The sequence below is a fragment of the Prosthecobacter fluviatilis genome (assembly GCF_042655725.1).
Lineage (GTDB): Bacteria > Verrucomicrobiota > Verrucomicrobiia > Verrucomicrobiales > Verrucomicrobiaceae > Prosthecobacter > Prosthecobacter fluviatilis.
Genome location: NZ_JBHSMQ010000006.1, coordinates 31,703 through 54,488 on the forward strand (window position 1 = coordinate 31,703; position 22,786 = coordinate 54,488).

A 22,786-nucleotide genomic window follows, 5' to 3' on the forward strand; every position below is an offset into this window, starting at 1 on the left:
TGTTGCAGTGATGCCTCAGCTTGCCTTCTTGCGGTACCATGAAGCCGCTGACTTTGCTGACCCTGCTGTTTGTTTCCGCCACGATCTCTTCACTGCATGCCGAGCCGACGAAGGTCCGTCTCTGGCCTGAGGGCGCACCGGGAGCGAAGGGGGATGAGGACAAGGACCAGCCTTTCATCAATGTGTGGGCGGCGGCGAAGGACAAGGCCAACGGGGCGGCGTTTGTGGTGTGCCCGGGTGGCGGTTACGGAGGGCTGGCGGCGGATCATGAGGGCGTGCAGGTAGCCAAGTGGTTCAATGGCCTGGGCGTGTCCGCCTTTGTGCTGCACTACCGTCTTGGCAGCCAGGGGTATCACTTTCCCACGCAGCTCATCGATGTGCAGCGTGCGATCCGCCATGTGCGGGCGAATGCGCAGCAGTATGGCATCGACCCGAACCGGATCGGCATCATCGGCTTTTCCGCAGGCGGGCATCTGACCTCGATGGCGGCGACGATGTTTGATGAAAAGCCCGCAGGCATGACGAATGACGCGATTGATCAGGTCAGCGCACGCCCGGATGTGGCCGCGCCGACGTATCCGGTGATCTCGATGATCGAGGACTACGGCCACAAGGGCTCGCGCAAGAACCTGCTGGGGCCGAATGACAACGACGAGCTGGCGAAGCACGTGAGCACCGAGACGCGAGTGACGGCCAATACGCCGCCCACCTTCATCTTCCAGACGGATGAGGACACGGTGGTGCCTGCCGAAAACGCCGTGGCTTTCTACCTGGCCTGCCGCAAAAACAAGGTGCCCGCCGAGCTGCACATCTACCGCCCCGGTCCGCATGGCGTGGGTCTCTTCCTGGGTGATCCGGTGCTGGGCACCTGGAGCATGCACCTGCGCGACTGGCTGCGGAACCAGGGCTTTCTCAAGCCGATGAAGCGTACGGCCATCAACGGCAAGGTTACGGTGAACGGCAAGCCGGTGAGCTGGGGCAGCGTGATCTTTGCCTCAGACGATCCCTCCGCCCCCGTGGCCTGCGCACGTGTGATGGGCGGCAAGTTCAAGCTGGAAGAAAAGACCGGGCCCATCGTGGGCAAGGTGAAGCTGACGGTGAGCTACAGCGCTGCGGATGTGCCGGGGCTGGAAACAGCGGATGGCACGGTGACGACAAAGGAGCAGAAGCCCGGCGCGGGAGACTGGAGCCTGGATGTGGTGGAAGGCGCGAAGGATGTGGAGCTGGCGGTGACGCGGTAATACCACGCACAGCTGAAAACAGGTCTCACTGGTGGGTGTCAGCATTCCATGAGGCCAGCCAGCGCTCTCGCACATCCGCGAACACGCTGCAGGTGGGGGGATCAAGATGATCCCCCTCCGTCAGCTCGTGCCTCCACCTTCAGACCCGTTTTTAACTGATCGTGGTATAAAAGAGAGCTCCCATGGCATCCGCCAAAAAAAGACGGGTGGGCTTGCGCCACACCCGTCTTGTGATTCCAGTTCAGTTTTAGAACTTCTTGATCAGCAGCGCGGCGTTGTGGCCGCCGAAGCCGAAGGAGTTGCTCAGGGCGGCGTCCACCTTGGCGGGGCGTGCGGTGTTTGGCACGATGTCTACGTCCACTTCGGGGTCGAGGTTTTCGACGTTGATCGTGGGCGGGATGACCTGGTCCTTGATGGCCATGACGGAGGCGATGAGCTCCACACCGCCGGCAGCGCCGAGGAGGTGACCGGTCATGGATTTGGTGCCGGAGACGAGCAGGCCCTTGGTGGCGTAGTCGCCAAAGGTGCGCTTGATGGCGCGCAGCTCGCAGAGGTCGCCCACCGGGGTGGAGGTGGCGTGGGCGTTGATGTACTGCACGTCGGTGGTGTTCAGCTTGGCGTGGCGCAGGGCCATCTCCATGCACTTGGCGGCGCCGAGGCCTTCCGGATGCGGGGAGGTGAGGTGGTAGGCGTCTGCCGTGGCGCCGTAACCGGCGAGTTCAGCGTAGATGGTGGCACCGCGCTTCTTGGCGTGTTCGAGTTCTTCAATGACGACCACGCCTGCGCCTTCGCCCATGACAAAGCCGTCGCGGTCCTTGTCCCAGGGGCGGGAGGCGCGTTCGGGCTCGTCATTGCGCAGGCTGAGAGCCTTCATGTTGGCAAAGCCTGAGAGGCCGCAGGGACGGATGGAGGCCTCGGCACCACCGGCGATCATCACGTCGGCGTCGCCAAATTTGATCATGCGCCAGGCTTCCCCGATGTTGTTGTTGGAGGTGGCGCAGGCGGTCACGATGACCATGTTGGGGCCCATGAAACCATATTCTGCCGCGATCATGCCGCTGGCGATGTTGGTGATCATCATGGGGATGAGGAAGGGGGAGACGCGGTTTGGACCCTTGTTGAGCAGGATCTCATACTGGGTCTCGATGGTGCTGAGGCCGCCGATGCCGCTGCCCACCATGACGCCGACGCGGTGGGGGTCCAGGCTGTCGGGGTTGAGACCGGCGTCCTTGGCGGCCATTTTGGAGGCGGCCATGGCAAACTGGAAGTAGCGGTCCGCACGACGGGCGTCCTTGTGGTTGTTGAAATGGACGGTGGGGTCAAAGTCCACCACTTCACCGGCGATCTTGCAGTCGTACTTCTCCGTGTCCATCGACTGGATGCGGCGGATCCCGCTCTTGCCTGCCACCAGGTTTTTCCAAAAGTCATCTTTGTTGTTGCCGTTGGGGGCGATGGCTCCCATGCCGGTGATGACGACGCGACGTTCGCTCATGTGTGTGAAGTAGGGGGTTGGGGTGAAGGGTCAGAGAACACGGTTTGCACGGGGGGGCAAGGGAAAACATGGCAGCGAAAGGCTTGAGACACGGGGGATTTGGGTGTCCTGCTGGCGGTGTGATCCGACTGCCCTCCGTTTTTGCTGCTGTTTTCGCGCTGACACTGCCTGCCCTGGCGGCGACTGAGCCCCCGCCGATTCCACCGGTGATGCAGGCATGGATGGCGGCGCAGAAGGACATTGGCAGCATCAAGGTCGCCTTCCAGCAGACGCGTACCACGCCTGCGCTGAAGGAGCCGGTCACCGCCAGCGGGCGGTTCTGGCGCATGGCCGACGGCCGGTTTCGCCTGGAGCTAGGGCAGCCTGCGGCGACGATCCTGGTTTTTGACAAAGAAACGGTGCGGCTCAAAGAGAGCGCGGAGACGCCCTGGCAGACGCTGAAGCCGGATGACAGCCGGGTGCGGATGTGGATGAAATTTCTCAGCGGCCGGGAGATGGACGCCGGTTCGCTGACGAACAACTTCACGCTCAGGATCACCCAGCAGGAGAAGAGCTTCGTCACTGTGGCGATGATTCCACGGCCGCTGCTGATCAAAAAGTATCTCAGGCAGCTCGACATGCAAATCGAGCCCGGGGGCAGGAGGCTGCTGGGTTTCCGTGTGGTGCAGGGGGATGGCTCCACCCTGCTGCTCAATTTTGGCCCGCCTGAGAAGGTTGCCGGGGATCTCACGCCGCTGTTTCAGCCGCAGTGAGAGGCATCCTGCGAATGGTTGGCGTGCCATTCCCAGTAGTCACCGTAATCAGGCCAGTGAATGTTTGTGCGAGGAACCCAGATCCGATGCCCGATGACATCCTCTTTGGACAGAAGTTCACTCATGAACGTCAGGTCTAATAATCCCGGTTCAACAGGTAGTCCGCCAGCTGGCGAAGGCGTGTGGAAGAGTCGCCAAACACATCCAAGGCGCGGTTGGCTGCCTCGGTGAGGCGATGGGCCTCGGTGCGGGAGGCCTCCAGGCCCATGAGCGCGGGGTAGGTGCTCTTCTCTGACTCGACGTCCTTGCCGGCGCTTTTGCCGAGTTTTTCGCTGGTCTGGGTCACGTCGAGGATGTCGTCGATGATTTGGAAGGCCAGGCCGGTGGCCATGCCGAAATCGTGCAGCGCCTGCATCTGGTCGGGGCTGGCATTGGCGCTCATGGCTCCGAGCCTGACACTGGTGGTCAGCAGGGCAGCGGTCTTGCCTTCGTGGATGAAGCGGAGGTCCTCCAGCGGGAGCTTTTTGCCCTCGCCCTCGAGATCCGCCACCTGGCCGCCCACGAGGTGGAGGCTTCCTGCCGTGCGTGCGAGTTCCAGCACCATGACGGCAGCGGGGTGGAGAGAGGCGATGGGGGTTTTGGTCACCAGTTCAAAAGCCAGGGCCTGCAGGGCATCCCCTGCGAGGAGGGCCATGGCCTCGCCATAGACTTTATGGCAGGTGGGAACGCCGCGGCGCATGTCGTCATCATCCATGCAGGGCAGATCATCGTGGATGAGGGAGTAGGTGTGGAGGCATTCGACGGCGCAGGCATTGTAGATGGCGTCATCGATGGAGCCGCCGCAGGCCTCCGCCGCGGCCAGGCAGAGAATGGGCCGCAGCCGTTTGCCGCCGGCGAACATGCTGTGGCGCATGGCCTTGTGGAGCGTCATGGGCCGTGTGGCAGCGTCCGGGATGAGGCGGTTGAGTGCGGCATCCACAAGCTGGCAGCGCTGGGCGAGGTATTCTTTGAGATCGGACATGGGCACTGTGAAGCCGTAAGTCTGCCTCAATTCAAGCGGGGATTGCCGGGGTGAGAAAGCTGGTGGGAGGCGCAGTGGCAGAAATCCTGCTAGGGTGATTAAACCAGATTCAACATTTGGGCTGGTGCGTATGACTAAAGTCATGTGGCGCGGGGAATGTTCGCGAATAATAAAAATCTGTGAAAGATAAGGATCTGAATGGTTTCAAAAGTGGTGTCTCAATCTTTCGAACAACAGACTAACAAAGGGGGGAGTTCAAATCAGGGGAGGCCGGAGGTTTCCGCCAGTTGGATGGTCCTGGTCGCAAGCATGATCCTGGCATGGATCAGCCTGATGCCGATTGGCTGGATCGGTTACCTGATGTTTGAGCGGGCGATGCGCTCCGAGATGGTGATGCTGATCATCTGCGGGCTGGCGGCGTTTGGCTGGAATCTTTTTCATTTGCGCTGGCTGCTGTGTGACCTCTATCACCCTGACAAGCCAGGGATGGAGGAGGGGAAATGCGGCCTGCAGGCGGCCCGGGTGTTTGGTGTGCAATTTCTGCTGGCCATTGCCTGCACGCATGCGTCTGGGGAGATCAACCCCATCGGCATGCAGCAGTGGTTCTGGATGCCGACAGCGGGCTTTGCCGGAGTGCTGCTGACGCGGCGTCTGCACATGGTGGTGGTGCTGTGCCTCATGCTGGCGGTCTCTTCGGCGCGTGAATACGTCGTCCAAGGGGTGTACCCGGCGCTGTACTGGGCATGCGGCCAGCTGACCACGAGTGTGTTCATCATGGGCTGCTGCTTTGTGATGACGCAGGCGTCGAGGCAGCGGAAGAACACGGCGCGCGTGGCGGCGGAGCTGCGCTCCGCCAATGCCCAGCTGGAGCTGCGGGCGGACCAGGCGGCGGTGGTGGCGGTGGAGCAGGAGCGCAACCGTCTGGCCCGGGAGATTCATGATGCGGTAGGGCACAGCCTGACGGTGGTGGTGGTGCAGCTCGAAGCAGCTCAGGCCCTGCTCCATGAGTCGCCTGCGCGTGCGCTGGATTCGATTCAGAAGGCGCAGCGTTCGAGCCGGGAGGGGCTGGCGGAAATCCGCCGGTCGGTGTCCTCGCTGCGAGCCACACCGCAGGATGAGCGCACCCTGGCGGAGTCACTCACCTCCCTGATCACCGGAGCAGAGAGGCCGGGGCTGAAGCTGGTGCTGCAGCAGTCTGGGAAATCGCGCCCGCTGCCCTCCCTGGTGGAGATCTCCCTGTACCGCTGTGCGCAGGAGGGCATCACGAATGCGTGCAGGCATGCGGGTGCGTCAGAGATCACGGTGCATCTTGATTTCACCTCGGACACGAGTGTGGCGCTCAGTGTGGCTGACAACGGGCGGGGCTTCAGCGCCATGCCCGAAAACGGCCATGGGCTGAAAGGCCTGCGTGAGCGCGCGGTGCTGCTAAATGGGAGCTTTTTCGCAGGAAGTGAGCAGCGCGGCGGCGGCTTTTGCCGCATGGTGGTCCCGGGATAAACGCATGAACTCACCGATCAAGATCCTGCTCGTCGATGACCAGGCCCCGTTTCGCGAGGCGGTGCAGGCCGTGCTTGGGCTCGACAGCAGGGTGGAGATCGTGGCGGAGGCTGCCAATGGAGAGGAAGCCCTGCACCGGAGCGCTGAGCACCGGCCGCAGGTGGTGCTGATGGACCTGCGCATGCCGGTGATGTGCGGGGCGGAGGCCACGCGGCGCATCCGTGCGGTGCATCCGGAGATCCGGGTGCTGGTGCTGACAGTCTTTGACCAGGAGGAGGATGTGTTTGAGGCGCTGCGCGCGGGCGCCTCAGGCTATATGCTGAAGGATACCCCGGTGCCGCAGATGGTGGATGCGATCCGGGCCGTCGCAGCCGGACAGACGTACCTGCAGCCTGCGATCGCCACGCATGTGGTGGCCGAGTTCAACCGGCTTTCACAGACCGGTCTGCTGAGCGTGGAGGAGCGCCACCGCGCCAGCCAGCTTTCCCGGCGTGAGAGGGACATCCTGCGCCACCTGGTGAGAGGGATGAGCAACAAGGAGATCGCCACGGCGCTGAACCTTGCGGAGGGCACGGTGAAAAACCACATGACCTGCGTGCTCGACAAACTGCAGGTGCCGGACCGCACGAGCGCCGCGCTGATGGCGCGGAATCTCGGGCTGGGGTGAAGCCTAGCGCGCCAGCAGCTCCTCGCCGCGATAGATCACGCGCTCGACCATGCCTTGCAGCGTTTTGTCGAGGAAGGGGGTGTTGAGGCTCTTGGACTTCATGAAGTCGCGGCTGAAGGTGGTGGTGCGGGCGGGATTGAAGACGATGAACTCGGCGGTGCCGCCCTCCTGGATGGGCACGGGCGCCAGCTTCATGAGGCGGCGGGGCCCGGCGCTGTAGTGCCGCACGATGAGCTGCCAGCCGAGGAGGCCCTTGGAGATGAAGCGGTCGTAGAGGGAGACGAGGGCGGTTTCCAGGCCGGTGATGCCGAAGGGCGCACTGGCAAAGTCCTGGTTTTTTTCAAACGGGGTGTGCGGGGCGTGGTCGGTGGCGATGACGTCAAACCAGCCGTCCCTGAGGCCCTGAAGGAGCGCGGCATTGTCCTCAGGCGTGCGCAGGGGGGGATTCATCTTGTAGTGCGTGTCGTAGTCGCCGATGTGCTCATGGTTGAACATGAGATGATGAGGCGTGACCTCGCAGGTGACGCGGATGCCGCGGTCCTTGGCACGCCTGATGGTGCGCATGCCTTCGACGGTGGTGACGTGCTGAATGTTGAGATGCACGCCGGTGTATTCGGCGAGGCGGATGTCGCGTGAGATGCAGATCTCCTCGCTGATGTTGGGGATGCCGGGGAGACCGAGTGCGTAGCTGATGCTGCCCTCATGCATGCAGCCCTTGCCGGTGAGCGCCTTGAGCTCGCAGTGACTGGACAGCGGCAGGTCATAGTCGCGGGCGTACTCCATGGCACGGCGGAGCACCTGGGGATTGTCCACCGCGTAGCCGTCATCCGTGAGCATGACGCAGCCAGCGGCCTTCATGCCGGCGATACCTGCAAGCTCTTCGCCTTTGCGGCCTTTGGTGATGGCGCCTGCGGTGTGAATGCCGGGGCCGATGCGGGTGCGGCGGGCGCTTTCCAGCACGCTGCGGACGACACCTGCGCTGTCGATGGCGGGTGTGGTGTTGGGCATCATGACGAAGCCTGTGACTCCGCCATTGATCGCGGCCTCCGAGCAGGAGGCGATGTTTTCCTTGTCCTCCTGGCCGGGCTCACGGGCATGGACATGGGTGTCAAAGAGGCCTGGCAGCAGAATGCGGCCGGTGCAGTCGATGACCTCCGCATTTTCAACACCGCCGATGCCTGCCGCCACGCCGATGATTCTGCCGCCTTCGACGAGCACGTCGGCCGTCTGGAGCTGCGGGCTGTCTTCGCTGGCGATCTGGGCGTTGCGGTAGAGGCGTTTCATGAAGCGATGATGTCAGGCATTTTTTCAGCCTGTGCAAGCCTGTGAAATGAGATCCTCTGACGCAGGGGCGGTTTCAGGGCGCAGCGCAGGTGCCGCTACTGGCGCACATAGAGGAGCACGCGGTCGTGCGTGAGCAGGCAGAGGTCGAGCCGGCCGTCGCCGTTGAGATCGAGCGCAGCGTAGTCATGGGGCTCGTTTTCTAGGCCGGTTTTGCCACGGAAGTGCGGGTCGGTTTCGAACACGCGGAAGTACATGGCGCTGTCCCATTTTTGCGCGGATGCGGGCTGGAAGATTTCGACGACGCGGCTCTTGGAGGTGTCGAGCAGGGCGATGTCATCAAAGTCACCGCCTGAGAACGAGGCGGTGAGGAGGTCTGAGGGGGAGGTGTCCTTGAGCTCGCTGTCAAAGCTGGCCACAGTCTCGAGCTTGAGGGTGGAGCCGTCCAGCGGTGCGAGCTGGAAGCTGGTCTTGCCGAGCAGCAGCAGGCGGGTGTTTTTCTCTGCAGCCATGAGGGCGCAGAGCTCGGGCGTCATGGCGGGCAGGGCATGGGTGTGGTCGGGGCGATAGACGCGGTCAGCGCCGGCGGTGAGTTCGTGCAGCCGGCTGTGTGTGGCGTCGATCAGCAGCACGGAGGTCTTGCCATTTTTGCGGGAAACGAGCGCGCTGTGCAGCTCTGCGGCGGCATCGGGTGCATTGAACTGCTCCACGATGCTGGCCCTGCCCTCGGCATCGACTTTGAAAGCCCGGGCCAGCTGCTGGTGGGCGATGATGATCTCCGGCTTGCCATCGCCGTCCAGGTCTCCGGTGGTGAGTGCGGCGGGGGCGAGCTTGCTCACAAAGGCGTCGGGGATGCCTTCGACGCGTTTGAAGGGCGCTTTGCTGTCTGCGGTGCTGAGGAGAATCTGCAGCGGGCCGAGATTGGAAAAAAGGGCGAGGTCGCCGCGGCCATCCTGATTGGCATCGACGACACGGATGCCACTGATGCGGCCGGTTTTGATGGTGAGCTCCTGAGTGGTGGCGGTGAACCCTTTGGCCGCCGCGGTCTTGCGGAGGGTGACGAGCTGAGGCTTGGATTTGATCTCGGTGACGCAGAGGACGGCGGAGTCGGTGGTCAGGGTGAGCAGGGTTTCGCCCTCTTTGGCCTGATAGATGATCTCGGGGTAGAGCAGGCGGTTGTCCTGCCAGCGGGCAAGGCCGACGGACTGCTCCGCGGGGCTGAGCAGCACGAGCTCGGCTTTTTTGTCACCATCCACATCGGCAATGGCCAGCGACTCGACGCCACTGAGGATGGGAAACTCACGCCCTTCCCTGAAGGTGCCGCCGCTGCCGCCCTGGAAGAGCCAGGCGCGTGCGGCCTTGGGCTCTGACATGATGACGTCCGGCAGGCCGTCTCCGGTGAGGTCGCCAAAGGCGACAGCCCCGTTTTTTGCCTCTGTGGGAGGCATGGCGTAGCGGATGGTGGCGGCGCGCTCGGCATCGGGTTCGGCGGCTCCCTGGGTAAGTCTGGCGACTTCGACCATGTTGGTTTCGTCCTGGATCCAGGCGACGCCTGTGCTGTTTGCACCGAGGCGGATGGAATGCAGCCAGTGCCTGGCGGCGGGGATTTCGAGCCGCCACTCTTCGCCAAAGGTTGCGCCCTCGTTCTGAAGGCGCACGAGCAGGGCATCGCCATCCGGGGAGGTGTAAAAAAGATCGGGGCGTCCGTCGTTGTTGAGGTCGGTGCTGCTGAGTCCGGCGCAGCCGCCCTCTCCCAGGGCGTAGTTTTGCGGCTCCGCCCAGCCTCCGGGCTTGTCCTGGAGAAGTACCATCAGGCGGGTGCTGGTGAGCAGGGCGATGTCATCGCGGCCGTCGCCATTCAAATCGCGTGCGACGAGCACTTCGGTGTCGTCGGCGGTGGAGTCGAGAGTGAACTCGCGCTTGGCCGCCCAGACACCTTTTTCATCCTGCATGCGGAGGACGAGCTTGTCCTCGTCGGTGATGAAGGCGATGTCCGCCTTCTTGTCGGCATTCCAGTCGCCCACGGCGAGCGCGAGGGCGGCACGCCCGATGACGAGCGGCTGCTTGTCGAAACGGGAGACTTCGAGGACCGGGTTCCAGCGGTCTGCGCGGGCGGATTTTTCCGGGGTGCCGGTCTGAACGCCGTCCTTGCGCTGGAGGAGGAACTCGATGCGTGCGCGCGAGGCGTTGATGATGGCGAGGTCTGTCAGGCCATCGCCATTAAAGTCAGCGGCACGCGGGCTGGCGGTGTTCCAGTCGAGCTTCACGATCTCCGGCCCGTCGAAATACAGTGCCGGCTTTTCGGCAAGGACACTGGTCGCCAGCAGCAAGGGCAGGAGAGCAAGGCGCATGGTGAGTGGTGGGAGTGGGGATTACTTGGCCTCGACGGGGGTGGTCAGGTAGTGCACCTGAATGGCGTCCGGGTGGGAATAGCTGGCGCTGAGCAGGCTGCCAAAGTAGCGCTCGAAGGTTTCGTTGGAGGGGCGAGCGCTGGAGTCAAACCAGCCGCTGGCTGCTGCGGTGACGGCCTCTTCCGGGGAGAGCGCCTTTTTGCCCGGGCCTTTCTTTTTTGCGGCTGTTTTGGCCTTTGCGCCGGTTTTGCTCTCGAGAGCGGCTGCGGCGGTGGCGACCATGGTCATGAGGCGGCCCGCATCTGTGACGCCGACGCCGTTGTAGTTTTTAGGCACAATGGAGAGGAGGCTCTGAACGTGGGGAGTCTCCCAGATGCTGGGGCCGGAGGGGTCCTTCATGCGGCCCAGGACTTTTTTCAGAGTGTCCTGGCCACCTATGGAGATGAGCAGGTACTTGCCGGTGTTGCAGTAGGCGACTTCGGTGGCGGCGTTGGAAGTCTGGGAAACTTTGAGGGCGTTGATGGCAAAGCCGAGGTAGTCGCTCTCCTCAAAAGCGCCGAAACCTGCGCCGACATAACGTTTGAGGCCTTCGAGCGCGCCGCCGAGCTTGTCGGCATCCTTGATCTTGAAGCCCATGACCTGGCTTTCCTTGGTGCCAGCGCCGTCCTGGGCCTGGATGACTTCATCTGACAGGCTGCCGAAGAGATCATCCCGGATCTTGAAGCCGAGCTGGCCTTCGAACTGAGCGAGCTGCATGGTGACCATCATCGACATGGGGCCGAGCTTTCCAAGCATGCCGAGGAGCGAGTCATAGACCCTGCCGAAGTCCATGCGCGAGACACTGGCGGTGAGGATGCCGGCGGGAATGAAGGCGGGCAGGGAGACTTCATTGCTGGTGCCACGCATGAGGGCAAGCAGCCCGGAGGGCTTTTCCGGATGCAGGATGGTCATGTCCATGCGTGACTGGGTGTCCGTGAGCTCTGCGGTGAGAGCGAAGGCCTGCAGCTCCTTGGCACCGAGCATGTCCATGATCATCTGCGGCTTGAAGTCCAGGCCCATGCCGGCGTTGGCCTTGCCCTCCGCCTTCTTTTTGGCCTCTGCGGCGGTGAGGGCCTGCTCGCCGAGCTCGAGCAGTTTCACACCGTTGAAGTAGATCATCATGTCTCCGCCGCCGTTGGTGAACTGGCCGATGCGTGTGAGGTGTTCACGAGCGGCTCCGGGAGGATCTCCGGCGTTGTTTTTGAGGGCGCCGACCATGTATTCCATGAGCGCGTGGGTGTTGGCCTCGATCATCACGTCCCCGACTACGCCCCAGCCCATGACCCAAGGAGCATCCGCGTCATCCGAAAGCGCTGCGATCTGCACGCTCACGCCTCCGATGTCTTCGGTGCGGAGCTTGAGGTCGGGGTTTTCCTTTTTCTTGGACTCCACCTCGGCGAGCTTCTGAGCCTCGATCTCCTTCTGCTTGCCGCCGACTTCGCAGAGCGAGACGTTGGGGGGATTTTTGTCGAACTGGCTGATGTCGCCAATTACAAGGTAGCTGACCACCGCGCCCGGGTATTCCTTGAGCGTGTCATACATGCCGGTGCCGTAGATGTCCTTGAAAAACTTGTCCCAGGGGGCGTCGCCGTCTTTGCGCATGGGAGACATCCAGCGTTTGGCCTCGTCGTCCTGCATGAACTTCGCGTAGCTGCTTTTGTCCCAGTCTGTGAGCAGCTCAGGGGTGTTCTTGATGGCGATGACACCGACGGTGTTTTTCGGCATGAGGTTGTACCACTGCTCCAGCCGGTCTGCGGCGGAGGCGGGGAGGATGCTGGTGAGCAGCAGCGAGAAAAGGAGGGAGGCGCGTTTCATGGAGGGGGGAAGGAAGAGGGTCATACCAGGTACAGAAAAATCAGCCGCCGGTGGTTACAGAATCCGGCTTTGTTTTTTGCCGGGGTGGTGCCGGCGGGGGCAGGTAGCGGAAGCCGCTGTTGGGATTGCGCGGATCGAAGGCGAAGGCCTCGCGGTTTTTGAGGAAGAGCCTGAGGACGCTGGAGGGGATGGAAAAGCCCAGGCCCTCGACGCCCACGCCGGCGGTCTTCATGTTGTTCACGCCCACGACCTCGCCGCGTGCGTTGAAGAGCGGGCCGCCGGAGTTGCCCGGGTTGATCTGCGTGGTGCTCTGGATGTACCAGCGGCCGCCGCTTTCCCGCGCGCGGATGCTGACGATGCCCTTGGAGACGGAACGCTCCAGCCCCAGAGGGCTGCCGATGGCAAACACATCCTGCCCCTGGGTGAGGGCGTCTGAGTCCCCCAAGGGAACGAAGGGCAGCCTGTCCACGGCTTCATCGTCGATCTGCAGGATGGCGAGGTCGAGGAAGCCGTTCATGGCAATGATTTTCACCTTGGTGAACTGCTGCTTCTCCAGGCCGTCGGGCTTTTTGCGGTAGACCACCACGGTGATCTCGCGCTCGCCGGCGATGACGTGCTGGTTGGTGATGACGTAGCCGAGCTTGTTGATGATGAAGCCGGAGCCGAGGCCTGAAGCGGTCTGGATCTGCACCACGGACTCGGCCACGCGCTGCACGTTTTTTTCCACCGTCATGGCCTCACGTGAGGGTTCCACAAAATAGATGTCCTCCCCCTGAACGGCGGCGGTTTTGGCGGCGGCGGCGCCAGCTTTTTCAAAGAGAGAGACTTCGGAGCGGGGCACGGTGAGCACGGTGTGGCCGAGGTCCAGCACGACGGTGTCTTCACGGTCCTTGAGCACTTCACCGCGCAGCTCGGCACCGTTTTTGAGCACGATCCTGACGTTTTCTGCCGACAAAGAAGGGGCTGCAAGGCAGGCCGCCGCCAGGATTCCGAAGCTCAGGTTGTTTCGCATCACGGGTTTGAACTCTAGCGGACGTGTTTGCGGATACGAGTTCTTTTTGCATATCTTGACTCGGCGAAGCTCCGCGCATCTCATGCGGCGATGCCTGCCAACGCCCTCATTGCCGCCGCCCAGACCCTGCGTGAAACCCTGCGCCCGCTGCGGTTTGCCGCCCCGGTCGAGTATGTCTATCAGCCGCTCGACTACGCCTGGGCACCGCATGAGGCCTACCTGCGCCGCTTTGGCAGCACCCACAAGAAAGTGGTCCTCGTGGGGATGAACCCGGGGCCCTTTGGCATGACGCAGACGGGGGTTCCCTTCGGTGAAATCGCGGCCGTGCGGGACTGGATGGGGATCTGTGAGCCGGTGGGCAAACCGGAGCGCGAACACCCGAAGCGGCCCGTCGTCGGCTTTGACTGCCCGCAGTCCGAAGTCAGCGGACGTCGCCTGTGGGGGCTCTTTGCCCAGCGGTTTGGCAAGGCGGAGGCTTTCTTCAAAGAGCACTTTGTGGCGAACTACTGCCCGCTGGTTTTCATTGAGGGCAGTGGCCGCAACTTCACGCCAGACAAACTGCCTGCTGCCGAAACTGCCGCGCTGGAGGCCGCCTGTGACAGGCACCTGCAGGCCGTGATTGGTGCTTTGCAGCCCGAATGGGTCATCGGGGTGGGGGCCTTCGCGGAAGCGTGCGCCCTGCGAGCCAAGGAGGCCATGGGAGGCGATTTCAAAACGGGCCGTGTCCTTCACCCCAGCCCTGCCAGCCCCGCCGCGAACCGTGACTGGGCCGGGGCCGCCACGAAGCAGCTGGTGAAGCTGGGCGTGTGGGAGTGATTCATGCTCGCCCCGCCCGCGTGGCTTTAGCCAGCCGGGCCGCTGCAACAACTCCGCCGCATGAGCGTTCAAGGTTGTATGAACGAGATTCGCAACCTGACGTTTCTGCTCGTGCTGCTGGGGAGCGCTTTGTCGATTGTCCGTGCGGATGACAAGCCCCCGGTTGCGGCGAATCCTGCTGAAGCTGCCAGGCAAGCTCCGGCGAAAACTGCGGAGCCGGTGAAGCCGCCGAGCGAGACGGATCTCCGCGCCGGCATCACCAAGAGTCTCGGCTTTATTGAAAGGGAAGGGGAGGAATGGATGGCTGCCAAGAATTGCAACGGCTGCCATCACATGCCCGAGATGCTCTGGAGCCATCGTGAGGCGCGGAGGCGTGGATTTGCGGTGGATGCCAAAAAGTACGAGGAATGGCTGGCATGGGCTGTCGAACGCGCGACGGACAAACGGCCGGGGCTTGAAGAAGCCGCGCTGATGATCCTGGCACTCCCTGAGAGGGGCGCGCCTGAATTGACGAAACTGCTCGCTGCTGAGCAAAAGCAGGACGGTTCATGGAGTGCCGCCGGGCAGTTTGCCGGCATGCAGAAACGGGGTGCGGGTGATGCTCAGGCCAATGCTTTGCGCCTCCATCTGATCGCTCTTGCCACGCCTCAGCCATCGGTGCCAGAGGCTGCCGGGGTGCAGGCCAAGGCCGCGCCCGCGCTGCAAAAAATGGACATGCCCACCACGATGGAGTCGATTGTATTTCGCACACTTTATGCGCGCCGCTTTGGCAAGACGGAGGACGTCGGAGCTTTGATCAAAGACATCCTCAAACGGCAGCGCGGCGACGGGGGCTGGAGCTACATCCTTGGCGAAAACATGAGCGACGTCCTCGCCACCGGACAGGTGCTTTACGTGCTGCAGGAAAACGCCCCGGACCGAGCTGTGGCGGACGCGATTGCGCGTGCCCAGCACTGGCTGCTGAAGACCCAGAGCGACGATGGCAGCTGGCCGATCGACATCACGCACATCAGCCAGGTTGACCGCAGCGGCCCTGCCAAAGCAAAATCCTTCAAGGATGCCACCGGCATTTACACCTACTGGGGATGTTCGTGGGCCACGATCGGACTGTTGCAGGGGGTGCCGGTGAAGTAATCCGTTGGGTCAAGACGCAGGTCGGTGCTTGCCGCGTGCAAAAAGATCGCCTATTTCTCGCGCCTTATGTCAGCCATCCCCGCCGAATTTTCCGGAGTCACCGCCGTCACCAAAGCGAACATCTATTTTGACGGCAAAGTCGTCAGCCACAGCATTCTGTTTCCTGATGGCAGCAAGAAAACCCTGGGCCTCATCTATCCTGGCGATTTCCACTTTGGCACTGCCAAGGCGGAGCGCATGGAGATCGTGGCCGGTGAGTGCGTCGTGAAGCTCGACGGCAGTGATGAAAAGGTGCCGTATGCAGGCGGGCAGTTCTTTGATGTGCCAGCCAACAGCGGGTTTGACATCAGCGTCGGCTCCGGGATCTGCGAGTACATCTGCTCATTCCTGGACTGAGCTGATCCGGGGCCGGGCGAGCCTTTCTTCACACATTCTTAACGCGCCTGTCAGGGGCATTCACTGGAGGCCTCGGGGTTTCCAGTGATCATCACACCGTCATGAGTGACACAGCAGAAAAGACAGGCCACCCCAAGCTTTCCACCACCACCCTGGTCATCGCCGCGCTGGGGGTGGTGTTTGGAGACATCGGCACGAGCCCGATTTACACCCTCAAGGAATGCTTTGGCCCGCACAGCCCGCATCATGTGGCGGCCACGCATGAGAATTTGCTGGGGGTTGTCTCGCTGGTGCTTTGGTCGCTGATCCTGCTGGTGTGCGTGAAGTACCTGGTCTTTGTGCTGCGTGCGGACAACAAGGGGGAGGGGGGCGTGCTCTCGCTGATGGCTCTGGCCTCACATGGCATGGCGGAGACGCTCAAGCGCCGTGTGGTGATCGTGCTGCTGGGGCTGTTTGGTGCGGCGCTGCTGTTTGGGGACGGCATCATCACGCCGGCCATTTCGGTGCTGAGCGCGGTGGAGGGCCTGAAAGATGGCGGGCTGCTGGGCAGTGCGCCGGCGGATGCAGCCGCCGCGGCCCTGTGGGATGAAAAGATGGAGCTGCTGATCATGGGCATCACCATCGTGATTCTCGTGGTGCTCTTTTCGGTGCAGTACCTGGGCACGGCCCGGGTCGGGCGTTTCTTCGGACCGATCACCGGCCTGTGGTTTGTGTCGCTTGCGGTGCTCGGCGTGACGCATCTGGTGCATGGGCCGGAAATCCTGGCCGCGTTCAATCCCTGGCATGGGTGGCACTTTCTGACCACAGGCGGCCACAAGTCGTTTGTGATTCTGGGCAGTGTGTTTCTGGCGGTGACGGGCGGGGAGGCGCTGTATGCCGACATGGGGCACTTTGGCGCCGGGCCGATCCGGCGCGGGTGGTTTTCGCTGGTGCTGCCTGCGCTGGCTCTGAACTATCTGGGGCAGGGAGCGATGCTCATGCAAAAGCCGGAGCTGGCGCATGCGCCTTTTTTCCAGATGGCGCCCGGATGGGCCGCACTGCCAATGGTGCTGCTGGCCACCGCAGCGACGGTCATCGCCTCGCAGGCGCTGATCACCGGGACCTACTCGCTGACACTCAGCGCTGTGCAGCTGGGCTACCTGCCGCGTCTGAGCATACGGCACACCTCGGAGCATGCGATGGGGCAGATCTACATCCCGCTGGTCAACTGGCTGCTCATGCTTGCCTGCCTGGCGCTGGTGCTGGCCTTCCGCAACTCGACGAATCTGGCCGCCGCCTACGGCGTGGCGGTGACGATGACGATGCTCATCACCACGGTGCTGTTTTACTTTGCCGCGCGGCACCTGTGGCAATGGGGGCTGCTCAAGACGCTCTCTTTGTGCTTTGTTTTTGGGGTGATCGAACTGGCGTTTCTGAGCGCCAATTTGGTGAAGTTCTTCGACGGTGGCTGGTTCCCGCTGGTGGTGGGCGTTGTCATCTTCACGCTGATGACGACCTGGGCCACCGGGAGGCGTCTGGTGCGTGCCTCGATGGAGAAAAGCGCGCTCAGCCAGGAGACGCTCTGTGAAAGCATCAGGCGCAGCCCCCCGGTCACGGTGCCCGGCACGGCCATCTTCATGTCCAGCACCAGCGGTCGCACGCCCATCGCCCTGCTGCACAGCCTTAAACATTACCGGGCCATTCATGAGCGGGTCATTTTCATGACACTGATCACCGAGGACGAGCCCTGGGTGCCTGCAACCCAGCGTGTGGAAGTAGAAAAGCTTTCCGAAGGTTTCTGGCGTGTGACAGGCCGCTACGGGTTTATGCAAAAGCCCGACGTGCCTCGGCTGCTGCAGTATTGCGGCAGCTACGGGCTCGAAGTCGAGGCCGTGAAAGCGACCTTCTTTCTTGGCCGTGAGATCATTGTGCCCAGCCATAAACCGGGCATGGCGCGCTGGCGCGAGCACCTTTTCTCTTTTGCCAGCAAGCTGGCGCAGCAGCCGGCGACCTACTTTCGAATTCCAGTAGGAAGGGTGATCGAACTGGGGCAGCAGGTGGAGATCTAGACTGGCTGCCGAGCTTGTCACATTGACGGGAGGCAGGGGCACCGCAGGCTAGATGTCGTTTTTAAAGCCGGTTTAACGCTTTTTTGACGGCTCAAGTCCTGCCTTTAACTCGGCAGGATGTGAGAAGCGGGCATCGTGGTGGTGGAACAACATCCATCACGCCATGAATGATCTCATCTGCCTCGGCATCACCGCAGCGTTCTTTGTGCTCTGCGGGCTCTACGCACGCGGCTGCGAAAATCTCTAACTCCCCGCCCACCATGGAAACCATCCTTGTCGGGCTCATCGCCCTCGCCCTGCTCGCCTACCTGATGGTGGCGATGCTGCGTCCGGAAAAATTCTAACTCGCTTCTTTCACCATGCACTCCACCGACTGGCTGCAATTTGCCCTCTTCCTCGGCCTCCTGGCGCTCCTCACCAAGCCCATGGGCCTCTACCTCATGCAGGTGCTGGATGCCGACGGACGCACCTGGCTGGATCCGGTGGTCAAGCCGCTGGAAAGAGCCACCTACAAGGTGCTGGGGGTGGACCCCAAACGTGAGCAGACCTGGCTGCAGTACACCTTTTCCATGCTGGCCTTCAGCCTTGCGGGCGTGGTCTTCACTTATGCGATCTTGCGCCTGCAGGATGTGCTGCCGCTGAATCCGCAGGGATTTCCTGCGCTGAGTCATCACCTGGCTTTCAACACGGCGGTTAGCTTCACCACCAACACCAACTGGCAGAGCTATGGCGGCGAGGCCACGATGTCCTACTTCTCGCAGATGGTGGGGCTGACTTTCCACAACTTCACTTCTGCTGCCGTGGGCATCGGCATCGCGGCAGCGCTGGTGCGCGGCATCGCGCGCAGCTCCTCGAGGACGGTGGGCAGCTTCTGGGCCGATCTGGTGCGCGTGACGTATTACCTCCTGCTGCCGATCTGCGTGGTGTTTGCCATCTTCCTGGTCTCGCAGGGCATGATCCAAAACTTTGACGCCTACACCCATGCTAAGACGCTGGAAGGTGCGGAGCAAGTCATTGCCCAGGGGCCGGTGGCCTCGCAGGTGGCCATCAAGATGCTGGGCACCAATGGCGGCGGCTTCATGAACGCGAATGCCGCGCATCCTTTTGAGAGCCCGACACCGCTTTCCAACTTTGTGCAGATGCTCTCGATCTTCGCCATCGGCAGCGGTCTGACCTACTACCTCGGCCGCATGGTGAAGAACCAGGGGCACGGCTGGGCCGTGTGGGCAGCGATGATGGTGCTCTTTGTCGGCGGTGTGCTGGTGTGCGCTCATAGTGAAGCGGCGGGAAATCCGGTCCATCAGCAGCTCGGCGTGGCCGCTGCGGATGGCAACATGGAGGGCAAGGAGGTACGCTTTGGCATTTTCAATTCCTCGCTCTTCGCCACCATCACCACGGCGGCGTCCTGCGGTGCGGTGAACTCCATGCACGACTCCTTCACCGCCATCGGCGGGCTGGTGCCGCTCTTCATGATCGAGCTGGGAGAGGTGGTCATCGGCGGTGTGGGCGCTGGTTTGTACGGCATGCTCGTGTTTGTCATTCTCGCGGTGTTCATCGCCGGGCTCATGGTGGGCCGCACACCGGAGTATCTGGGCAAGAAGATCCAGGCCAAGGAGGTGAAGCTGGCCATGCTGACGCTGCTGATCCTCACTCTCAGCATTCTGGGCTTCACGGCCTGGGCCTGCGTGAGCGCGTGGGGCGTGGCTGGCCTGAACAATGCCGGGCCGCATGGCTTCAGTGAGATGCTCTATGCCTACAGCTCCGCCACCGGCAACAACGGCAGCGCCTTCGCCGGGCTCACTGCTAATACACCGTGGTATAACACCACGCTGGGCCTGGCCATGCTCATTGGGCGCTTCCTCATGATCGTGCCCATCATGGCCATTGCGGGATCGCTCGCCGGCAAGCAGGCGGTGCCGCCGAGTGCCGGAACCTTCCCGGTCAATGGCGCGACGTTTACCGTGCTGCTCATCGGTACCGTGCTGCTGATTGGCGCGCTCAATTTTCTGCCTGCACTCGCCCTCGGGCCGGTGGTGGAGCACTTCCTCACGGCGCAGGGAAAACTTTTTTAACCCCGGCATCTCATCACGAAGGTTCCGCATCATGAAAGCATCCATTCTCAGTCTTCTTATGCTCGCGCCTGCCATAGTGCCGGCAGCGGACGACGCACCCACGGTGGCTTACAAAGGTTTTTTGGACAGCTATTACGGGTACGATTTCAACGAGCCCGCGAATCATCGCAGGCCGGGATTTCTCTACAACCACACCACCACTGACGCCCCGGCCATCAACCTGGCGCTGATCCAGGCCGATCTCAACGGGGGCTGGTATCACGCGAGCCTGGGGCTCATGGCGGGCACGTATTCACGGATCAATCTGGCCGCCGAGCCGGATCTGCTGCAGCACTTTTACGACACTTATGTGGGAGTCGCTTTGAACCGCAGCCGCACCCTCTGGCTGGATGTGGGGGAGTTCAGCTCGCACATCGGTTTTGAAAGCGCGATCGGCGCGGACAACTACACGCTGAGCCGCAGTCTCATGGCGGAAAACTCCCCCTACTTTCTGACCGGCGGCCGCCTGACCTGGAAGCCGAAAAAGGAGTGGGAGCTGGCATTCCTGGTGGTGGATGGCTGGCAGCGCGTGCGCCCGCTGGCGGGCAACAGCCTGCCGGGCTTTGGCACCAAGGTGGCATGGGCGCCCCATGACCGTCTGCTGCTGAACTGGAGCACCTATGTGGGCAGTGAGTTTCCAGATGATCAGCGCCGCATGCGCTATTTTAACAACTTGTATGCCCACCTAGTGCTGAGCAGCGCGGTGAGCATGTATGTGGGCTGCGACATCGGCTGGCAGCAGCGTGCGAGCAGCGGAAACAACCTGTGGTGGTCTCCCAATGTCATCGTGCGGTGGAAGCTGGACGACCGCTGGGCCACGGCCTTTCGCGTGGAGCAGTATAACGATGCCTCCGGGGTCATCGTAAGCCTGCCGGGCAGGACCGCCCTCACCGGCGTGTCATTCAATGTGGACCGCCAGATCAGCAAGAACCTGCTCTTTCGCGTGGAGATGCGCTACTTGCACAACAGCACCCCGGCTTTTCAGCGGGGCGACTCCCTGGTGCGCAGCAGCACCTCTCTCCTGGCATCCTTCAGCATCCGCTTTTCCTGACACTCATTCTTCGAACCCAACGGCCCAAGGCCCTCCCCTCATGTCTCACAAACCTACCTCGCTCTTTGATGCTTCCATCCTCGTGCCCGCTGTCGGCGGGGCGCTGCAGAAGCTGGACCCGCGCCTGATGGTGAAAAACCCGGTGATGTTCGTCACGCTCGTCGGAGCGGTTCTCACCACCGTGAGCATCTTCACCACCAAGGCCGACCATGGCTTCATCACCCAGCTCAGCATCTGGCTGTGGTTCACCGTGTTGTTTGCCAACTATGCCGAGGCCGTGGCGGAAGGCCGTGGCAAGGCGCAGGCCGCCAGCCTGCGTGCCGCACGCAAGGACACCATCGCCCGCAAGCTGAAAAACGGCACTGAGATCCAGGTGCCGGCTCCTGCCCTGGAAAAAGGAGACCTCGTGGTCTGTGAGACCGGCGATGTGATCCCTGCGGATGGCGAAGTGATCGAAGGCATCGCCAGCGTGGATGAGGCCGCCATTACAGGCGAATCGGCTCCTGTCATCCGCGAGAGCGGCGGCGACCGCAGCGCCGTGACAGGAGGCACACGCGTCATCAGTGACCGCATCGTCATCCGCATCACCTCGGAGAAGGGGAACACCTTCATCGACCGCATGATCTCGATGGTGGAAGGCGCGCAGCGTCAGAAAACGCCGAATGAGATCGCACTCACGATCCTGCTTTCCGCCATGACGCTCATATTTCTGCTGGTCTGCATCACGCTGCGTCCGTTTGGCATCTACTCGGGGGTCGAATTCTCCACACCGGTGCTCATCGCGCTGCTCGTCTGTTTGATTCCCACCACCATCGGTGGACTGCTGAGCGCGATCGGCATCAGCGGCATTGACCGTCTCATTCGCCGCAATGTCATGGCCACCAGCGGACGTGCTGTGGAGGCCGCGGGAGACATCGATGTGCTCCTGCTGGACAAGACCGGCACCATCACCATCGGCAACCGCATGGCGTCCGATTTTCGTCCTGCGCCTGGCGTGACGGAGCCGCAGCTCGCTGATGCGGCGCAGCTCGCCTCCCTTGCGGATGAAACCCCGGAGGGTCGCAGCATCGTGGTGCTGGCCAAGGACAAGTTCAACCTGCGCGGACGCGAGCTGGCTGCACCGCATGCCACTTTCATTCCATTCACTGCGCAGACTCGCATGAGCGGTGTCGATCTCGATGGCCGAAGCATCCGCAAAGGCGCAGCGGACTCGATCAAAAATCATGTCGAGTCTCTGGGTGGTGTTTATCCACCTGAGATCGCCAAGATCGTGGAGGCCGCCTCACGTGCTGGACGTACGCCTCTGGTGGTATGCGAATCCAGCAAGGTGCTCGGAGTGGTGGAGCTCAAGGACGTGGTGAAAGGCGGCATCAAGGAGCGCTTTGCCCAACTGCGCAAGATGGGCATCCGGACGGTGATGATTACGGGAGACAATCCGATGACCGCAGCCGCGATCGCCGCAGAGGCAGGCGTGGATGACTTCATGGCGCAGGCCACGCCGGAGGACAAGCTGCGCCGCATCCGCGCCGAGCAGGCTGAGGGCCACCTGGTGGCCATGACCGGAGATGGCACCAATGACGCCCCCGCCCTGGCCCAGGCCGATGTGGGCGTGGCCATGAACACCGGCACGCAGGCCGCACGTGAAGCGGGCAACATGGTCGATCTGGACAGCAACCCGACGAAGCTCATCGAGATCGTGGAAATCGGGAAACAACTGCTCATGACGCGCGGTTCGCTCACCACCTTCAGCATCGCCAACGACATCGCGAAATACTTCGCCATCATTCCGGCGATGCTCATGGCCACCTTTCCCGCCATCAGCCCGCTGAACGTCATGGGGCTGGCCAGCCCGCAGAGCGCCATCCTGAGCGCCGTCATTTTCAATGCACTCATCATCATCGCCCTCATTCCGCTGGCGCTGAAAGGCGTGCCGTATCGCCCCATGGGCGCAGCCGCCGTGCTGCAGCGCAACCTGCTCATCTACGGATTTGGCGGTGTCGTTGTCCCCTTCATCGGCATCAAGGCCATCGATGTCATTATCGCCACCCTTCACCTCGCTTAA

18 protein-coding genes are annotated in these 22,786 nt (G+C 62.3%); 12 read left to right on the forward strand and 6 right to left on the reverse strand.

Features of this window, described 5'->3' with window-relative positions; translation table 11 throughout:
• Positions 1-38: 38 nt before the first annotated feature.
• The gene (locus tag ACFQDI_RS16330; protein ID WP_377168669.1) at positions 39-1,241 is read left to right on the forward strand and encodes an alpha/beta hydrolase; all 1,203 of its coding nucleotides are present in this window, start codon (positions 39-41) and stop codon (positions 1,239-1,241) included.
• Positions 1,242-1,488: 247 nt separating this feature from the next.
• On the opposite strand, the gene fabF is transcribed toward ACFQDI_RS16330, so the two are convergent.
• The gene (fabF, locus tag ACFQDI_RS16335; protein ID WP_377168671.1) at positions 1,489-2,733 is read right to left on the reverse strand and encodes a beta-ketoacyl-ACP synthase II; all 1,245 of its coding nucleotides are present in this window, start codon (positions 2,731-2,733) and stop codon (positions 1,489-1,491) included.
• A gap of 119 nt (positions 2,734-2,852) precedes the next feature.
• Here fabF and ACFQDI_RS16340 point away from each other — a divergent pair, with 119 nt between their 5' ends.
• On the forward strand, positions 2,853-3,485 hold the full coding sequence (locus ACFQDI_RS16340) for a LolA family protein (protein ID WP_377168673.1): 633 nt from the start codon (positions 2,853-2,855) through the stop codon (positions 3,483-3,485).
• Between the two features lie 136 nt (positions 3,486-3,621).
• Here ACFQDI_RS16340 and ACFQDI_RS16345 read toward each other — a convergent pair whose 3' ends face one another.
• Positions 3,622-4,506 (reverse strand): polyprenyl synthetase family protein, encoded by an 885-nt coding sequence (locus tag ACFQDI_RS16345; protein WP_377168675.1) that lies wholly within the window; start codon positions 4,504-4,506, stop codon positions 3,622-3,624.
• A 291-nt stretch (positions 4,507-4,797) separates the two neighbouring features.
• On the opposite strand from ACFQDI_RS16345, the gene ACFQDI_RS16350 reads away from it, so the two are divergent.
• Both ACFQDI_RS16350 and ACFQDI_RS16355 read left to right on the forward strand, forming a co-directional pair.
• Positions 4,798-6,003: a sensor histidine kinase gene (locus ACFQDI_RS16350; protein ID WP_377168677.1), complete on the forward strand. Its 1,206-nt coding sequence runs from the start codon at positions 4,798-4,800 to the stop codon at positions 6,001-6,003.
• A 4-nt stretch (positions 6,004-6,007) separates the two neighbouring features.
• Positions 6,008-6,670, forward strand: a complete 663-nt coding sequence (locus ACFQDI_RS16355; RefSeq protein WP_377168679.1) for a response regulator — start codon at positions 6,008-6,010, stop codon at positions 6,668-6,670.
• A 3-nt stretch (positions 6,671-6,673) separates the two neighbouring features.
• On the opposite strand, the gene ACFQDI_RS16360 is transcribed toward ACFQDI_RS16355, so the two are convergent.
• The 4 genes from ACFQDI_RS16360 to ACFQDI_RS16375 form a co-directional block, all read right to left on the reverse strand.
• Positions 6,674-7,954 carry a dihydroorotase gene (locus ACFQDI_RS16360; protein ID WP_377168681.1) on the reverse strand — a complete coding sequence of 427 codons (1,281 nt, stop codon included), beginning with the start codon at positions 7,952-7,954 and terminating at the stop codon, positions 6,674-6,676.
• Positions 7,955-8,049: 95 nt separating this feature from the next.
• The gene (locus ACFQDI_RS16365; RefSeq protein WP_377168683.1) at positions 8,050-10,302 is read right to left on the reverse strand and encodes an FG-GAP repeat domain-containing protein; all 2,253 of its coding nucleotides are present in this window, start codon (positions 10,300-10,302) and stop codon (positions 8,050-8,052) included.
• 21 nt (positions 10,303-10,323) lie between these two features.
• Positions 10,324-12,156, reverse strand: a complete 1,833-nt coding sequence (locus tag ACFQDI_RS16370) for a hypothetical protein (RefSeq protein WP_377168685.1) — start codon at positions 12,154-12,156, stop codon at positions 10,324-10,326.
• A gap of 40 nt (positions 12,157-12,196) precedes the next feature.
• Positions 12,197-13,168 (reverse strand): S1C family serine protease, encoded by a 972-nt coding sequence (locus ACFQDI_RS16375; protein WP_377169223.1) that lies wholly within the window; start codon positions 13,166-13,168, stop codon positions 12,197-12,199.
• Between the two features lie 90 nt (positions 13,169-13,258).
• Here ACFQDI_RS16375 and ACFQDI_RS16380 point away from each other — a divergent pair, with 90 nt between their 5' ends.
• The 8 genes from ACFQDI_RS16380 to kdpB all read left to right on the forward strand — a co-directional run bounded on the left by ACFQDI_RS16380 (position 13,259) and on the right by kdpB (position 22,786).
• Positions 13,259-13,984 carry a uracil-DNA glycosylase family protein gene (locus ACFQDI_RS16380; RefSeq protein WP_377168687.1) on the forward strand — a complete coding sequence of 242 codons (726 nt, stop codon included), beginning with the start codon at positions 13,259-13,261 and terminating at the stop codon, positions 13,982-13,984.
• Positions 13,985-14,062: 78 nt separating this feature from the next.
• Positions 14,063-15,118: a hypothetical protein gene (locus ACFQDI_RS16385; protein ID WP_377168689.1), complete on the forward strand. Its 1,056-nt coding sequence runs from the start codon at positions 14,063-14,065 to the stop codon at positions 15,116-15,118.
• Between the two features lie 66 nt (positions 15,119-15,184).
• A complete protein-coding gene (gene ppnP, locus ACFQDI_RS16390) occupies positions 15,185-15,514 on the forward strand; it encodes a pyrimidine/purine nucleoside phosphorylase (RefSeq protein ID WP_377168691.1) in 330 nt (109 codons plus the stop codon).
• A gap of 101 nt (positions 15,515-15,615) precedes the next feature.
• Positions 15,616-17,562 carry a potassium transporter Kup gene (locus tag ACFQDI_RS16395; protein ID WP_377168693.1) on the forward strand — a complete coding sequence of 649 codons (1,947 nt, stop codon included), beginning with the start codon at positions 15,616-15,618 and terminating at the stop codon, positions 17,560-17,562.
• 167 nt (positions 17,563-17,729) lie between these two features.
• Positions 17,730-17,906, forward strand: a complete 177-nt coding sequence (gene kdpF / locus ACFQDI_RS16400) for a K(+)-transporting ATPase subunit F (protein WP_377168695.1) — start codon at positions 17,730-17,732, stop codon at positions 17,904-17,906.
• Positions 17,907-17,921: 15 nt separating this feature from the next.
• Positions 17,922-19,634: a potassium-transporting ATPase subunit KdpA gene (gene kdpA, locus ACFQDI_RS16405; RefSeq protein ID WP_377168697.1), complete on the forward strand. Its 1,713-nt coding sequence runs from the start codon at positions 17,922-17,924 to the stop codon at positions 19,632-19,634.
• A 31-nt stretch (positions 19,635-19,665) separates the two neighbouring features.
• Complete coding sequence (locus ACFQDI_RS16410) at positions 19,666-20,724, forward strand: porin (RefSeq protein WP_377168699.1); 1,059 nt, start codon at positions 19,666-19,668, stop codon at positions 20,722-20,724.
• Positions 20,725-20,764: 40 nt separating this feature from the next.
• The gene (gene kdpB / locus ACFQDI_RS16415; RefSeq protein WP_377168701.1) at positions 20,765-22,786 is read left to right on the forward strand and encodes a potassium-transporting ATPase subunit KdpB; all 2,022 of its coding nucleotides are present in this window, start codon (positions 20,765-20,767) and stop codon (positions 22,784-22,786) included.

Bases quoted from the DNA above. Each gene is read 5' to 3' on its own strand.
- ACFQDI_RS16330 (WP_377168669.1), top strand. From the start codon at position 39: ATGAAGCCGCTGACTTTGCTGACCCTGCTGTTTGTTTCCGCCACGATC.
- fabF (WP_377168671.1), bottom strand. From the start codon at position 2,733: ATGAGCGAACGTCGCGTCGTCATCACCGGCATGGGAGCCATCGCCCCC.
- ACFQDI_RS16345 (WP_377168675.1), bottom strand. From the start codon at position 4,506: ATGTCCGATCTCAAAGAATACCTCGCCCAGCGCTGCCAGCTTGTGGAT.
- ACFQDI_RS16350 (WP_377168677.1), top strand. From the start codon at position 4,798: ATGGTCCTGGTCGCAAGCATGATCCTGGCATGGATCAGCCTGATGCCG.
- ACFQDI_RS16355 (WP_377168679.1), top strand. From the start codon at position 6,008: ATGAACTCACCGATCAAGATCCTGCTCGTCGATGACCAGGCCCCGTTT.
- ACFQDI_RS16360 (WP_377168681.1), bottom strand. From the start codon at position 7,954: ATGAAACGCCTCTACCGCAACGCCCAGATCGCCAGCGAAGACAGCCCG.
- ACFQDI_RS16365 (WP_377168683.1), bottom strand. From the start codon at position 10,302: ATGCGCCTTGCTCTCCTGCCCTTGCTGCTGGCGACCAGTGTCCTTGCC.
- ACFQDI_RS16370 (WP_377168685.1), bottom strand. From the start codon at position 12,156: ATGAAACGCGCCTCCCTCCTTTTCTCGCTGCTGCTCACCAGCATCCTC.
- ACFQDI_RS16375 (WP_377169223.1), bottom strand. From the start codon at position 13,168: ATGCGAAACAACCTGAGCTTCGGAATCCTGGCGGCGGCCTGCCTTGCA.
- ACFQDI_RS16380 (WP_377168687.1), top strand. From the start codon at position 13,259: ATGCCTGCCAACGCCCTCATTGCCGCCGCCCAGACCCTGCGTGAAACC.
- ACFQDI_RS16385 (WP_377168689.1), top strand. From the start codon at position 14,063: ATGAACGAGATTCGCAACCTGACGTTTCTGCTCGTGCTGCTGGGGAGC.
- ppnP (WP_377168691.1), top strand. From the start codon at position 15,185: ATGTCAGCCATCCCCGCCGAATTTTCCGGAGTCACCGCCGTCACCAAA.
- ACFQDI_RS16395 (WP_377168693.1), top strand. From the start codon at position 15,616: ATGAGTGACACAGCAGAAAAGACAGGCCACCCCAAGCTTTCCACCACC.
- kdpF (WP_377168695.1), top strand. From the start codon at position 17,730: ATGATCTCATCTGCCTCGGCATCACCGCAGCGTTCTTTGTGCTCTGCG.
- kdpA (WP_377168697.1), top strand. From the start codon at position 17,922: ATGCACTCCACCGACTGGCTGCAATTTGCCCTCTTCCTCGGCCTCCTG.
- ACFQDI_RS16410 (WP_377168699.1), top strand. From the start codon at position 19,666: ATGAAAGCATCCATTCTCAGTCTTCTTATGCTCGCGCCTGCCATAGTG.
- kdpB (WP_377168701.1), top strand. From the start codon at position 20,765: ATGTCTCACAAACCTACCTCGCTCTTTGATGCTTCCATCCTCGTGCCC.